The 13,077-nt window shown below is 67.7% G+C and carries 12 protein-coding genes and 1 pseudogene; 8 read left to right on the forward strand and 5 right to left on the reverse strand.

The window, feature by feature from the left end; all coding sequences use genetic code 11:
- Positions 1 to 397 precede the first annotated feature (397 nt).
- Both ABRP34_RS09600 and ABRP34_RS09605 read left to right on the forward strand, forming a co-directional pair.
- On the forward strand, positions 398 to 871 hold the full coding sequence (locus ABRP34_RS09600) for a hypothetical protein (RefSeq protein WP_353713055.1): 474 nt from the start codon (positions 398 to 400) through the stop codon (positions 869 to 871).
- Positions 868 to 2,871 carry a hypothetical protein gene (locus ABRP34_RS09605; protein WP_353713056.1) on the forward strand — a complete coding sequence of 668 codons (2,004 nt, stop codon included), beginning with the start codon at positions 868 to 870 and terminating at the stop codon, positions 2,869 to 2,871. Before ABRP34_RS09600 ends, ABRP34_RS09605 begins: the two co-directional genes overlap by 4 nt.
- Before the next feature lie 142 nt (positions 2,872 to 3,013).
- Here ABRP34_RS09605 and ABRP34_RS09610 read toward each other — a convergent pair whose 3' ends face one another.
- The 4 genes from ABRP34_RS09610 to ABRP34_RS09625 all read right to left on the reverse strand — a co-directional run bounded on the left by ABRP34_RS09610 (position 3,014) and on the right by ABRP34_RS09625 (position 7,679).
- Entirely contained in the window at positions 3,014 to 4,735 is a 1,722-nt protein-coding gene (locus tag ABRP34_RS09610; protein ID WP_353713057.1) for an ABC-F family ATP-binding cassette domain-containing protein, read from the reverse strand.
- A 182-nt stretch (positions 4,736 to 4,917) separates the two neighbouring features.
- Positions 4,918 to 5,793: a metal ABC transporter permease gene (locus ABRP34_RS09615; RefSeq protein WP_003797704.1), complete on the reverse strand. Its 876-nt coding sequence runs from the start codon at positions 5,791 to 5,793 to the stop codon at positions 4,918 to 4,920.
- Between the two features lie 3 nt (positions 5,794 to 5,796).
- Positions 5,797 to 6,642, reverse strand: a complete 846-nt coding sequence (locus ABRP34_RS09620; protein WP_353713058.1) for a metal ABC transporter ATP-binding protein — start codon at positions 6,640 to 6,642, stop codon at positions 5,797 to 5,799.
- Positions 6,639 to 7,679: a metal ABC transporter substrate-binding protein gene (locus ABRP34_RS09625; protein WP_353713059.1), complete on the reverse strand. Its 1,041-nt coding sequence runs from the start codon at positions 7,677 to 7,679 to the stop codon at positions 6,639 to 6,641. The genes ABRP34_RS09620 and ABRP34_RS09625 overlap by 4 nt, the downstream gene beginning before the upstream one ends.
- A gap of 116 nt (positions 7,680 to 7,795) precedes the next feature.
- On the opposite strand from ABRP34_RS09625, the gene ABRP34_RS09630 reads away from it, so the two are divergent.
- The 5 genes from ABRP34_RS09630 (at position 7,796) to ABRP34_RS09650 (ending at position 12,226) form a co-directional block, all read left to right on the forward strand.
- Positions 7,796 to 8,557 carry a lysostaphin resistance A-like protein gene (locus ABRP34_RS09630; protein WP_353713060.1) on the forward strand — a complete coding sequence of 254 codons (762 nt, stop codon included), beginning with the start codon at positions 7,796 to 7,798 and terminating at the stop codon, positions 8,555 to 8,557.
- Between the two features lie 73 nt (positions 8,558 to 8,630).
- A complete protein-coding gene (locus ABRP34_RS09635; RefSeq protein WP_003797715.1) occupies positions 8,631 to 9,071 on the forward strand; it encodes a VOC family protein in 441 nt (146 codons plus the stop codon).
- 21 nt (positions 9,072 to 9,092) lie between these two features.
- On the forward strand, positions 9,093 to 10,046 hold the full coding sequence (locus tag ABRP34_RS09640) for a 1,4-dihydroxy-2-naphthoyl-CoA synthase (protein WP_003797717.1): 954 nt from the start codon (positions 9,093 to 9,095) through the stop codon (positions 10,044 to 10,046).
- Positions 10,047 to 10,106: 60 nt separating this feature from the next.
- Positions 10,107 to 11,258, forward strand: a complete 1,152-nt coding sequence (locus ABRP34_RS09645; protein WP_353713061.1) for an AMP-binding protein — start codon at positions 10,107 to 10,109, stop codon at positions 11,256 to 11,258.
- A gap of 86 nt (positions 11,259 to 11,344) precedes the next feature.
- A complete protein-coding gene (locus tag ABRP34_RS09650; protein ID WP_003797723.1) occupies positions 11,345 to 12,226 on the forward strand; it encodes a 1,4-dihydroxy-2-naphthoate polyprenyltransferase in 882 nt (293 codons plus the stop codon).
- A 2-nt stretch (positions 12,227 to 12,228) separates the two neighbouring features.
- Here the strand turns inward: ABRP34_RS09650 and ABRP34_RS09655 are convergent, their stop codons facing one another.
- Complete coding sequence (locus ABRP34_RS09655; RefSeq protein WP_003797726.1) at positions 12,229 to 12,552, reverse strand: DUF4229 domain-containing protein; 324 nt, start codon at positions 12,550 to 12,552, stop codon at positions 12,229 to 12,231.
- A 129-nt stretch (positions 12,553 to 12,681) separates the two neighbouring features.
- Here ABRP34_RS09655 and ABRP34_RS09660 point away from each other — a divergent pair.
- Positions 12,682 to 13,002: pseudogene (locus ABRP34_RS09660) on the forward strand (PLD nuclease N-terminal domain-containing protein); the annotation flags it as partial.
- Between the last annotated feature and the right edge of the window lie 75 nt (positions 13,003 to 13,077).

Consider the following 13,077-nt stretch of genomic DNA (forward strand, 5'->3'; position numbering starts at 1 on the left):
TAGGGTCGGGGGTTGCCTTGGATGGGGCACTGCCGGTTCCGGAACCTGGAGTTTTTGTACAGATAATTCGACTTCAGGCCCCTCTTGAGGACCGTATGTGTACAAAAACTCGTGGAGCATCGAAGGTTCGCACGGCCCATCCATCGTACAAGATTTCGGTCCGCTCCGTGACGCGGGCAACATTCCGCAGGTCAGGCCGGGGTTTTGCGCGGGTTGACGGGTCGCCGCGGGGTCCCCGCGCCGCGTTGCGAAACAGTAACGCGAATGGACAAAAGGCTCCCTTTGAGGCCCGGATTGGGGCTACTCTGAGCACCATGGCCGGGGATTCGTTCCCGGCCATGGTGTCCGCACCGTCTCATGCGGACGCCGGCACTCGCGCCATTTTTCAGGGGGGACTATGAGAAAGAGAGCACTGCTGCTGCCTGCGGCCTTGCTGCTGGCAGCTTCGGGGTGTTCCGGCGGGGGCTCAGACCCTGCCGGATCCGGCCCCAGCGCTTCACCATCAACAACCAGTACGACGGCGGTGTCCCAGCCGCCGTCGGAATCCTCACCACCTACGACGGCCCCTTCCCTCCCCACCGACGTGTCCACATCACTGAACGCGATCGACGCCCTGCAAGAGCACACCTGCGCGGCCGGTCCGGACGGCCAGTGGACGTTCAAGGGAACCCTGGTCAACTCCTCGGACAAAGCCAAGAAGTACACCGTGGCAATTGCTGTCACCGTCGGCGCCGCTGTCCAGGGCCACGCCCTGATCACGGAAACGGTCCAGGCAGGGAAATCGGCTGAAGTGTCTGCAGAGAAATTCGCCAAGACCGCGGGCCAGACCGGCACGTGCGAACCGGTTGTGTCGGTGGAGGATGCTTCGTGAAAAAACCAATACTTGCGGCTGCCCTGCTCCTGAGCCTGGCGGCCGGACCACTCGCGTCCTCTCCTGCCCTCGCAGTCGGTTCCGAGACTCCGCCGCCCGTCCAGTCGACCGGCTCTTCCACTCCCGCAGCCGGAACCACGGCCGCCGCGGAGACCGACCCTGGCACTACTCCTGCTTCCGACCCGGCGACCGACCCCGCCACGGGTCAAGCGACCGCCCCGGCAACGGAAGCAGTGACTGACCCGGCCACAGATCCGGTGACGGAGCCGGCGGCGCCGGAGCCGCCGTCGGACCCGCTCGTAACGGACCCCGCCGTCACCGATCCCTCCGTAACAGAACCCTCCGTGGCTGATCCGGCCGACACCGATCCGGCGCCAGACCCCGACCCGGACCCGGAATTTGTCACCGCAGGCGGCATCGGGGCCAAGTGGCGGAGCCTTGGCGGGGCCGGCGGCGTGCTCGGCGAGCCGACGTCGAACGAGCAATGCGCGGCGGGACTCTGCGTGCAGACCTTCACGGGCGGTTCGATCTACTGGACAACCAAGTCGGGAGCGCATCCGGTCCTGCTGGCCTCCGGGCGAACCGGCCCGCAGTGGACGGCCGGCGGCGGCCTGGCAGCCTTCGGCTACCCCATCGGCGACGAAATCGTTCTCGGATCACGGTCCCTGCAGAAATTCTCCACCGGCAAGGTGATCATCTGGACCGGCACCCGGTTCCTCAACTTCTCCACCGGGACGGGCATCGGCAGCCGCTGGGCAGCCTCTGGTGCGGAGACCGTGCTGGGCCTGCCGTCCGCAGGAGAAACCTGCGGGCTGAGAAACGGGGGCTGTTCGCAGGTCTTCGACCGCGGCACCATCTACTGGTCGCCGCAGACCGGAGGCCAGGTGATCCGCGGCGGCATCGGCACCCGCTGGCATGCCGCCGGCGCGCAGAACGGCGTCCTGGGCTACCCCACCACCCCGGAAGCCTGCGGCCAGGTGGCGGGCGGCTGCCTCCAACGGTTCCAGGGCGGCAGCATCTACTGGTCGCCCGCCACAGGCGCCTGGATCACGCGCGGCGGGATCGGCACCCGGTACATCCTGACCGGCGGCAACCGCAGCTCCCTGGGCTATCCCGTGGCCAACGAGGCCTGCGGGCAGGCCGCCGGCGGGTGCATCCAGCGGTTCCAGGGCGGCACCATCTACTGGTCTCCGCTGACCCCGGCCTGGATCGTCCGGGCGGGCATCGCCCAGCGGTATGCCACCAACGGCGGGGCGGGTGGCTGGCTGGGCTACCCGACGTCAAACGAACGGTGCGCCGGCGACCAGTGCATCCAGTCGTTCCAGCGCGGCTTCATCGGCTACGCGAAGGCTGCCGGCACGCGGGCTTACGGAATCACCGAATGCCAGAAGCTGAACAACGGGCGGTCCAGGTACTCAACCTACGGCGCCAACCGGGTGCTGCTGACGTTTACGCAGGGCTACGGCCAGTCGTATGCCACCAACGTCTACTGCGTCCGGATGGCCGGAACGTACGTCCAGGACTGGCGGACCGACGGCTATGTTGGCGCCTCCGGCTTCAAGGCTCCGGGTGTCCCCTCGGGCCCCACGCGCTACCTGTACTCGCCCACGGGCTCGTACTCGGTGACGGAGGCCTTCGGCCTGGGCAACCCGGGAACGAAGCTCCCCTACCGCACGCTGAACCCCCGCTCCCGCTGGGGCGGCAACCCGTGGACGGCGACGTACAACAAGTACTTCGAGTCCTCATCGTGGGTGGGCTGGGACGAGAACATGTGGTACTTCGCCACCCGCGCCACGCATGACTACCGTCAGGGCGTGGTGATCAACTACAACCGTCCCTCCATCGTGCAGGACGCCGGCTTCGCCATCTTCCTGCACATGAACAAGGTCCCGACGGCGGGCTGCATCTCGCTGGACGACTGGGCCGTGGTGGATTACATCAGGAAGTCCAGGCCCGGCGACCGGATCATCATGGGAACCTACAGCGCTCTGTTCCGGTAGCTTTCCGGTCCCCCGCTGCCGCTTGTGGCGCGGCACCCAGGCGGTCCGAAAACCCCGGCGGTGCTGCACGAAGGCGGCGCTGCACGCAGGCGGTGCGAAAACCCAGGCCCGGCAACCCGCCGGGCCTGGGTTTTCTGGTTGCTCAGGCGGGCAGCGCCACCTTTTCCAGCACGCCGCCCGCCATCGTGTACCTGAGCCATCTCCCGGAAGCGCCCTCGCCCGCCCGGCCACGGGACCGGTCCGCACAGCCGTCAAACCACCGGCCCAGGGCCCGGTCATGGCTGACCATCACCACAGTTCCGTCGAAGTCCGCGAGCGCCGATTCCAGCTCCTCCACGAGCGCGGGTGCCAAATGATTGCTGGGTTCGTCCAGGAGCATGACGTCCTTGTGTCCCAGCAGCAGCCGGGCGAGTGCCAGCCTGCGCTGCTGGCCTGCCGAGAGGGCGCCCACCGGAACATGGAATTCGCTGGTGCGGAAGAGGCCCAGCCGCAGGAGCGCTTCCGCGTGGTCGTCGATGTTCCCGCCGAGTCCGGCGGCAAAGGCCGGCAGCAACCGCAGGGCCGGATGTTCGGGCAGTTCCAGCTCCTGCTGCAGATAGCCGATCCGGCCGTGGCGCACCACCCGGCCCGAGGCCGGTTCGAGGGTGCCGGCCAAAACGGAGAGCAGCGTGGACTTCCCGGCACCGTTGGGCCCGGTGATGAGGATTTTCTGCCCGCGGTCCACACGGAACTCGGGCACGTCGAGCCGGCCAGGCACCCGTGTGTTGCGGGCATGCAGGACCCCATCGGCGGCTTCAGGGTGTCCGTTCCCGGAGCTCCCGCCGTCGAGCCCGCTGTGCAACCCGGCGTCGAGCTTCAGGCGTTCCGGCGGGCGCTCCACGGGGTTGTCCTCCAGACGGCGCAGCCTCTCCTGTGCATTGCGGATTTTGCTGGCAGCGGCGCGCTCCCAGGTTCCGGTCTTGTAGTCGAAGGCCGCCTTGTCGTTGTCCCGCCGGCGCGCGTAGCCCATCCGCCCCGCCACGGTGTCCGCCTGCCGCCGTTCCGCATCCATGGCGTCGAGCCAGCCGTGGTACTGCTGCACCCAGCGCTGGCGTTCTGCCCGCTTCTCCTTCAGGTAGCCGTCGTAGCCGTTGCCGTAGCGGTTCACCGTGCGGCGCTCGGCGTCGACCTCGATGACGGCGGTGGCGACCTTCCGCAGCAGCACGCGGTCGTGCGAAACCACCACCACAACTCCCCGGTGCGCTGCGAGACGCCCCTCAAGCCAGGCTGTTCCGCTGGCGTCCAGGTGGTTCGTGGGCTCGTCCAGGAGCAGGATGTCGGCGGGATCGGCCAGCAGGCACGCCAGCGCCACGCGCTCCTGTTCCCCGCCGGACAGCGACCCCAGCGTCCGGCCGCGGTCCACGCCGCCCAGGCCAAGCCTGTCCAGCGCCGCCTCCACACGGGAATCCGCGGCGTATCCCTCGCGCAGCTGGTACTGGGTCTGCAGGTTCCCGTAAGCTTCGAGCTCGGCGGGCCCGGCCGACGCCAGGCCGTCCTCCAGCCGTTCCAGCTCGGCTTCCATCTCGCGCAGTGCGCGGAGCGCCTGGCCAATGGCGTCCGCCACTGTCAGCCTGGCGGAGAGTCCGGATGTCTGCGCCAGATAGCCCACCCGGCCATGCCGCTGGGCCGTGCCTTCCGCGGGCGCCTCGATACCCGCCAGGATCCGCAGCAGGGTGGACTTGCCGGCGCCGTTCTCACCCACCACAGCGGCGTGCTCCCCCGCGGCGATCACCAGTTCGACGCCGGTGAACAGTTCGCGGTCCCCGTACCCGTGGGAGACGCCGGACAGGTGCAGCTGCCCGGCGCGGAAATGTGGTTCAGTCATGGAAGTCCTCGCAATCCAAAGGGCGGCCCCGGAGCTCAGTGAACGCTCTACGGGGCCTTGTCTGTGGCCATGTCAACGCCGGACGAGGCCGGCGCCGGGATTTAGGACTTCATGGGTCAAGCCTGCCCGGCGGCGGGCGGCCCCGTCAAGGTTCGCACCGCCGTCGGACTTCCCCTCCGGCGCTACGCGGCGAGGGCGGCAGCCTTCCGACGGCGGGCCTTGGCCAGCCGGGTGCCGATCAGCCCCTGCCGGGGGCTGATCAAATAGACGACGGCGAACACCGCCCCCTGGGTGAGGACCACCATGGCGCCGGACGCGGTGTCCAGGTAGTAGCTGAGGTAGATGCCGGCGATCGAGCATGCCGCGGAGATTACAGGAGCGATCACCAGCATCCGGGAGAACCGGTCCGTCAGCAGGTAGGCGGTGGAACCCGGGATGATGAGCATGGCCACCACCAGCACCACGCCCACCGTCTGCAGCGCCACCACGGAGGTCAGCGCCAGCAGCCCCAGCAGCAGTGCTCCAAGCCTTCGCGGCGAAAGCCCGATCGCGTGGGCATGGGTGGGGTCGAAGGCGTAAAGCGTGAGGTCGCGGCGCTTCAGGATCAGGATGGCAAACGCCACCACGCCCAGCACGAGCACCTGGATGAGGTCCGGAACACTGACACCCAGCAGGTTGCCGAAGATGATGTGGTTGAGGTCGGTCTGGCTGGGCGTCACCGAGATCAGCACCAGGCCGAGGGCGAAGAGGGACGTGAAGACAATGCCGATGGCGGCGTCCTCCTTCACGCGGCTCGTGTTCCGGACCACCCCGATGAGGGTCACGGCGACCAGTGCAAACACCAGGGCCCCCAGGGCGAACGGCGCGCCCACGATGTAGGCCAGCACAACACCGGGAAGCACCGCGTGCGAGACGGCGTCGCCCATCAGGGACCAGCCGATGAGCACCAGCCAGCAGCTCAGGACGGCGCAGACCACGGCAGCGAGCGCCGTCGTGAGGATGGCGCGGACCATGAAGTCGTAGCCGAGGGGTTCGAGCAGGAGACTGACCGGATCCATGGGTTAGCTCCCCGTCTCATCGTTGCGCGGTCCGTTGCGTTGTCCGGCACCGGGGCCGTGGTTGGGGTCCCCGTTCCGGTTCAGGACGTCCAGCCCGAACGCCATGGCCAGGTTCTCCGGCTGCAGCACCACTTCCGGGGCCCCGTGCATGAGCACCTTGCGCATGAGCAGCACTGCTTCGTCGCACAGCTGCGGCAGGGCATGGAGATCGTGCGTGGAGATGAGGATGGTGCAGCCGTCCGTGGCGAGCTCACGCAGCAGCCGGGTGATGGTGGCCTCCGAGCGCTTGTCGACGCCGGCAAACGGCTCGTCCAGGAGCATCATAGTGGCTCCCTGCGCGATGCCCCGTGCCACGAAGGCGCGTTTTTTCTGGCCGCCGGAGAGCTGGCCGATCTGCCGGCCCGCGAAGTCGGAAAGTTCCACCCGCTCGAGCGCGTCGTCGACGGCGGCCCGGTCCGCCTTGGAGGGGCGGCGCGTGAATCCCTGGCGCCCGTAGCGGCCCATCATCACAACGTCGCGGACGGAGAGCGGAAACTGCCAGTCCACGTCCTCGCTCTGCGGCACGTAGCCGATGCCGCCTTCCTTGCGTGCCTTGGCGGGCGGCGCCCCGTTGATCAGTACGCGGCCGGCATCTGGCCTGATCATGCCCATGATGGCCTTGAAGAGGGTGGACTTACCGGACCCGTTCATGCCCACCAGCCCGCAGATCCGAGAGTGCTCCAGGACCAGAGAGGCGGCATCCAGGGCAAGGACCTCACCGTAGTGCACCGTGACGTTCTCTACCTGGATGGCTGGGTGCGGCCGTGCCTGTGCGGCTTCGGCGTCGCGGTGGGCTGTGAAGGCGCTCATGATCCCGCACCTGACAGGGCTGCGGTGATCAGCTGGGAGTCGTGCCGGATGAGGTCCAGGTAGGTGGGCACCGGCCCGTCCGCCTCGGAGAGGGAGTCCACGTACAGTACGCCGCCGAACTTGGCTCCCGTGGCCTCCACAACCTGCCGCATCGGGGCGTCAGAGACGGTCGACTCGCAGAAGACGGCGGGCACCTTGTTGGCCCGGACGTAGCCGATCGCCTCGGTGATCTGCTGGGGCGTGGCCTGCTGCTCGGCGTTGACTGCCCAGATGTACACCTCATCGAGGCCTGCGTCGCGGGTCAGATAGGAGAAGGCACCTTCGCAGGTCACCAGCGCGCGCTGGTTCTTGGGCACGGCGGCGAGCTTGGCTTTCATCTGATCCTGCACAGCCTGCAGCTTGGCTTTGTAGGCCTTGCCGTTGGCCTCGAAAGCCGCGGCATTCTGGGGGTCCAGTTCGGAGAAGGCCTTCACCATGTTGTCCACATAGATCTGCACGTTGACCGGCGACATCCAGGCGTGCGGGTTTGGCTTGCCCTGGTACGAGTCTTCGGCGATGGACATCACCTCCACGCCCTCACTCACCACGGCGTGCGGCACGTCCAGGCCCTCCACGAACTGCCCGAACCAGGCTTCGAGGTTGAGCCCGTTGTCCAGGATCAGGTCAGCCTGCGCGGCCTTCCTGATGTCGCCCGGAGTGGGTTCATAGCCGTGGATCTCTGCGCCGGCCTTGGTGATGGATTCCACCTGGAGTTTGTCCCCTGCCACGTTCCTGGCCACGTCGGCCAGCACGGTGAAAGTCGTCAGCACCACAGGCCGGCCGTCGCTGCCGTTGCCGTTGGCGTTCCCGCCGCACGCGGTCAAAGCCAGGCAAAGAAGAACGACGGCGGCCACTCCCCTGCCGCGGTTCCTTGCAGCTGGGCCGGATGACCCTTTGCTGCGGATTTTGGGCAGGCTGGAAGCGGAGCGCTTCTCTGCACTCCATAGGGCAAGAGTTCGGCGGACTTCTTTGGCACACCGAAACCAAAAGTTAGGCATACCGAATATTCTACCGGCGGCGATTCGGTCCCTGCAACGCGGCGGCAGTAACGGGCAGAACTGCGCGGGGGCTGAACCGTCCGTTCGCGCAAGTCCTGGCGCACTACGCTGGAAGCATGGTGAATACCAGACACATGCTCCCTGCTCCGCGGCCGGATCTCTACCGGTTTTCGCCGCTGGACCTCACCGCCGTAGGGCTTTATGTTGCCGTTGCCGCCTTCTTCGCGCTGGCCGGGGAACTGCTCCTGCCGCTGCTCCGGGCGCTCGCCCCGACCCCGGCCGTCGCGTCCTACAGCGTGAACCTCCTGTTCTACGGCTGCGTCGGCGCGCTGGCGCTGTTTGCCGCCCGCGGGGTGGTGGCCCGGGACCTCAGGGTGCTTGCCACGCGGCCATGGTTCACGCTCGTGATGGTGCCCCTGGCCGTCGTCGCCATGATGATTATTACCGCCATCCTGGTGGCGGTGGGCGGGACCACCGAGACGTCCGCCAACCAGGCCGGGCTGCAGGCGCTCATGCGGCAGGTTCCGGCCTGGCTGATGGTGCCGCTGATTGTCGTGGTGGGACCGTTCGTCGAGGAGTACGTGTTCCGGCACCTGCTGATCGGGAAGCTGAGCAGGCGGGTCAACATCTGGATCTGCTGCGGGCTTTCTGTGCTTCTCTTCGCCGCCCTGCACATCGTGGGGCAGGAAGCCCTCACCCTCCCCGCGCTCATGCCGTATCTGGCCATGGGCGGCACCCTGGTGTTTGTCTATATGTGGACAGGGCGGAACCTGATGTTCGCCTATTTCGTCCACGCCACCAAGAACCTGCTCGCCGTGATTTTCCTGTACACCATCCCGCCGGAACTCCTGGATCAGCTGCAGCGGGCCCAGGGCTAGAGTCGCCGCAGGCCCTGCCGACCCGGCCAGCCCCCCCTATCCGGAGGCGGCGCCGCCGTCGTAGTTTGGTGCCATGGGACTCAACATTCAGATCGCCATCGACTGCCATCACCCGCACGACCTCGCGGACTGGTGGGCCGAAACCCTGGACTGGTCCGTGGAACCGCAGGACGAGGGCTTCATCCGGTCCATGATCAGCCAGGGCTTCGCCACGGAAGACCAGACCATGACGCACAACGGCAAGCTGGTGTGGAAGGACGGCGCGGCGATCCGGCCCACCGAGGAAATCGACGCCAAGGCACCCGCCCGGCGCCTGCTGTTCCAGACCGTGCCGGAGCAGAAGACCATCAAGAACCGGGTGCACTGGGACGTGCGTCTGGACGGCCGGGACAAGGACGAGGTCCGCGCCGAGCTCGAAGCCCGCGGCGCCACGTTTCTCTGGACCGCCAGCCAGGGGCCCCACGAATGGCACACCATGGCCGACCCCGAGGGCAATGAGTTCTGCATCAGCTGAGCCGATTACTAGACTTGGACGGTGAGCAACGAATTCCCCGCCAAGGTATCCGACGTCTTTGACCCGTCCCGCTGGCGCACCGTGTCCGGCTTCGATGACTTCCAGGACCTGACCTACCACCGGCAGGTGGAGCGGTCCGATGACGGCACAGTGGTTCGGGATCTGCCCACCGTCCGCATCGCGTTCAACCGGCCGGAGGTCCGCAACGCCTTCCGCCCGGGGACCGTGGACGAGCTGTACCGCGCCATGGACCACGCCCGGATGACCCCGGACGTGGCCACCGTGCTGCTCACCGGCAACGGCCCCTCCCCCAAGGACGGCGGCCACTCGTTCTGCTCCGGCGGGGACCAGCGGATCCGCGGACGCGACGGTTACCGTTACGCGGACGGCGAGACGCAGGAAACCATCGACCCGGCCCGCGCGGGGCGGCTCCACATTCTGGAGGTCCAGCGGCTCATGCGGACCATGCCCAAGGTGGTCATCGCCGTCGTCAACGGCTGGGCGGCCGGCGGCGGGCACTCCCTGCACGTGGTCTCCGACCTGACCATCGCCTCGCGCCAGTTCGGGAAGTTCAAGCAGACGGATGCCACGGTGGGCAGTTTCGACGCCGGCTACGGCTCGGCGCTGCTGGCCCGGCAGATCGGCCAGAAGTCAGCACGGGAAATTTTCTTCCTCGCCCGCGAATATTCCGCCGAGGACATGGTTCGGATGGGGGCCGTCAACGAGGCCGTTGACCACGAGCGCCTCGAGGAGGTGGCGCTCGAGTACGCGGCGGACATCGCCCGGCAGTCCCCGCAGGCCATCCGGATGCTGAAGTTCGCCTTCAACCTCGCCGACGACGGTCTGGCCGGACAGCAGGTGTTCGCCGGCGAAGCCACCCGGCTGGCATACATGACGGACGAGGCCGTGGAGGGCAAGGATGCCTTCCTGCAAAAACGCGACCCCGACTGGTCCCGGTTCCCGTATTACTTCTAAGCACGCACTCGTCGGAAGGCATCCCATGCTCCCCAGGTCCGCACACGCAAGGCGCACGCAGTGAACATCGAGCCGGCCCTCAAGGCGCTGGCGGCCGCCCTCCACGGTGAGGGCCCCGCCGTCGAACTCTCCGCCGGCCCCGACGGCGATCCGGTGGTGACGCCGGTCCGGACCCTGGGGTTCGAGGACGCCGTCGCGGTGGTCCGGACCTCGGGGTCCACCGGTACGCCCAAGGCGACGGTCCTGACGGTGGACGCCCTGGCGGCGTCGTCGATGGCCACAGCCTTCGCGCTCAAGGGCGAAGGGCAGTGGCTCCTGGCCCTGCCGCTGCAGTACGTCGCCGGCGTGCAGGTGCTGGTCCGGTCGCTGTTCGCCGGCACCCGGCCCTGGGCGATGGACCTGTCCGGGGGTTTCACCTCCGAAGCCTTCACCGCGGCCGCGCTGGAGCTGACGGACAACATCCGTTTCACGTCGATGGTGCCCACGCAGCTGCAGCGCCTGCTGGCTGACCCGTCGGCGGACACGCTCGCCGTGCTGCGCCGCTTCAACGGCATCCTGCTCGGCGGCGCCCCGGCTTCTGCCGAGCTCCTCACGTCGGCGCGCGACGCCGGCCTCCGGGTGGTCACCACCTACGGTGCGGCCGAAACCTGCGGCGGCTGCGTGTACGACGGCTATCCGCTTGAGGGCGTATCCGTGCGGCTCTCCGAAGACGGCAGGATCCACCTGGGCGGGGCCACGCTCGCGGCCGGCTATCTGGACGCGCCGCGGCAGACCGCCGAGTCCTTCATCGAGGAGGACGGCGGCCGCTGGTACCGGACCAATGACCTCGGCACACTGGATGCCGACGGCCGGCTCACCGTGCTGGGCCGCGCCGACGACGTCATCATCACCGGCGGCGTCAAGGTTTCCGCCGCGCACGTGCAGGCTGAGCTGGAAAAGTCCGACGGCGTGACGGCGGCTTTTGTGGCCGGCGTCGAGTCCGCGAAGTGGGGCCAGGCAGTGGCCGCCTACGTGGCGGTCGCCCGGAGCGCGTCCGGGGCTGATGGCGCTGCACGCGACGGCGCCGCGTGGGCCGAGGAATGGCACCGCACGCTCGGGCTGCTGGCTCCCAAAACAGTCCTGCCTGCCGGCCAGCTGATCATGCTGCCCAACGGCAAGCCGGACCGGCTGGCCATGATTGAACGCCTCAACGCGCTGCATCAGGGAAAATAGAGTAATCCTGCCGCGCCGCTGCGCCTTCCGCGGGCCCAGCGCACACGCTTTTGAACGTATCACCGACCCAACACGAGGTACTTACCGTGGCAACAGCCGCACAATGGATCCAAGGCGCCCGGCTCCGCACCCTGCCGGCCGCGATCGCCCCTGTCCTGATCGGCTCGGCGGCCGCCTATGAGATGGCCTCCTTCCGCCCGCTCAACGCAGTCCTGGCGGCCCTCGTGGCGCTCCTGCTGCAGGTCGGCGTCAACTATGCCAACGACTACTCGGACGGGATCCGCGGGACCGACGAGAACCGTGTCGGGCCCCTGCGGCTGGTCGGTTCCGGTGCTGCCCGTCCCGAACACGTGAAGTATGCCGCGTTCGGTGCCTTCGGCCTGGCAATGCTCGTGGGGCTGGTCCTGGTCGTCATCACCCAGACGTGGTGGCTGCTGCTGGTGGGCGTCGGCTGCGTGATGGCCGCCTGGGGCTACACCGGGGGAAAGAACCCGTACGGCTACATGGGCCTGGGCGACGTCTTCGTGTTTGTGTTCTTCGGGCTGGTGGCCACGCTCGGCACCACCTACACGCAGGCCGGGCAGATCGGCCTGCCTGCCGTGATTGGCGCCATCGGGACGGGACTCATCGCGTGCGCCCTGCTCATGGCCAACAACGTCCGGGACATCCCCTCGGACATCCAGGCGGGGAAGAAGACCCTGGCGGTGCGGCTGGGCGATAAGCACGCCCGTGAAAGCTACGTGCTGATGCTGGCCGTGGCCATCCTGCTGGTGGTGATCTTGGCTCCCACGCGGCCGTGGATGCTGATTGTCCTGCTCCTGATCCCGGCCTGCCTGATGCCGGCCTGGCTCATGATCAACGGACGGAAGCGCAAGAGCCTCATCCCGGTCCTGAAGCAGACGGGCCTGATCAACCTCGGCTACGCCGTGCTGTTCTCGCTGGGGCTCGTGCTCAGCAGCGGGCTGTAGGCCTAGGCTTCCCCGCCGCGGGGTTCGCGCTTCTTGGCGTCGTTGCGGATGGTGACGTCCGGGTGGGAGTCCACGAGGTGGTCCTCGGCCAGGGCATCATCGACCTCCCCGGCGGTGCGGATGGGCTTGGCGCGGCCGGAGAAGCGGGCATGCAGTGACGCCGTCGCGGCATCGCGCTGCTTCTGGAAGAAGAGGTAGCTGATGGCGAAGGAAATCAGCCCCGCGCAGACCACGGCCAGAAACCACCCCAGCTGCAGGAAGACGAACAGCACAAACAGGGGCAGGAAGATCGCGAACCGGATCAGGGAGTATTTCAGAAAAGCCACTATCCAAGTTTAGCCGTCCTGCCTGAACGTATCCTGCGTCATCTGCGGCTCCTGTCCGGCGTTTTGCTGGCGCATGACTGTGGGCATACTGTAATCTCCGCCGGGGCACACGGCGGCTAGACTGATTGCATGCCTCGTGTTGCACTCGCAGTCGCCGTTCTCGCCATCTACGTCTATGGGCTGGTGGACGTCATCCGCACCGACAGGCATCTCACCCGCGGTTTTTCCAAAACAACCTGGATCATCATGGTTGCCCTCCTGCCGCTCATTGGCGCCGCGCTGTGGTTCCTGATCGGCCGCCCCCGGGCATCGGCCGTAGCCCAGCCCGTCTACCAGCGCCACCCCACCGCCCCGGACGACGACCCCGACTTCCTGCGGAACCTCGAGCAGCGCCGCCGCAAGGCCGAGGCGGAACGGCTCCGCAAACTGACGGATGACGCTGCGAGGAAGAACCAGGCCGACGGCGGCCCGCACCGGACGGGTGCCGCGGGCACGGGCGCCACGGGAACGGGTGCCACAGGCACG

Origin of the sequence: Arthrobacter sp. K5, from assembly GCF_040448525.1 — a bacterium.
GTDB lineage: Bacteria > Actinomycetota > Actinomycetes > Actinomycetales > Micrococcaceae > Arthrobacter > Arthrobacter globiformis.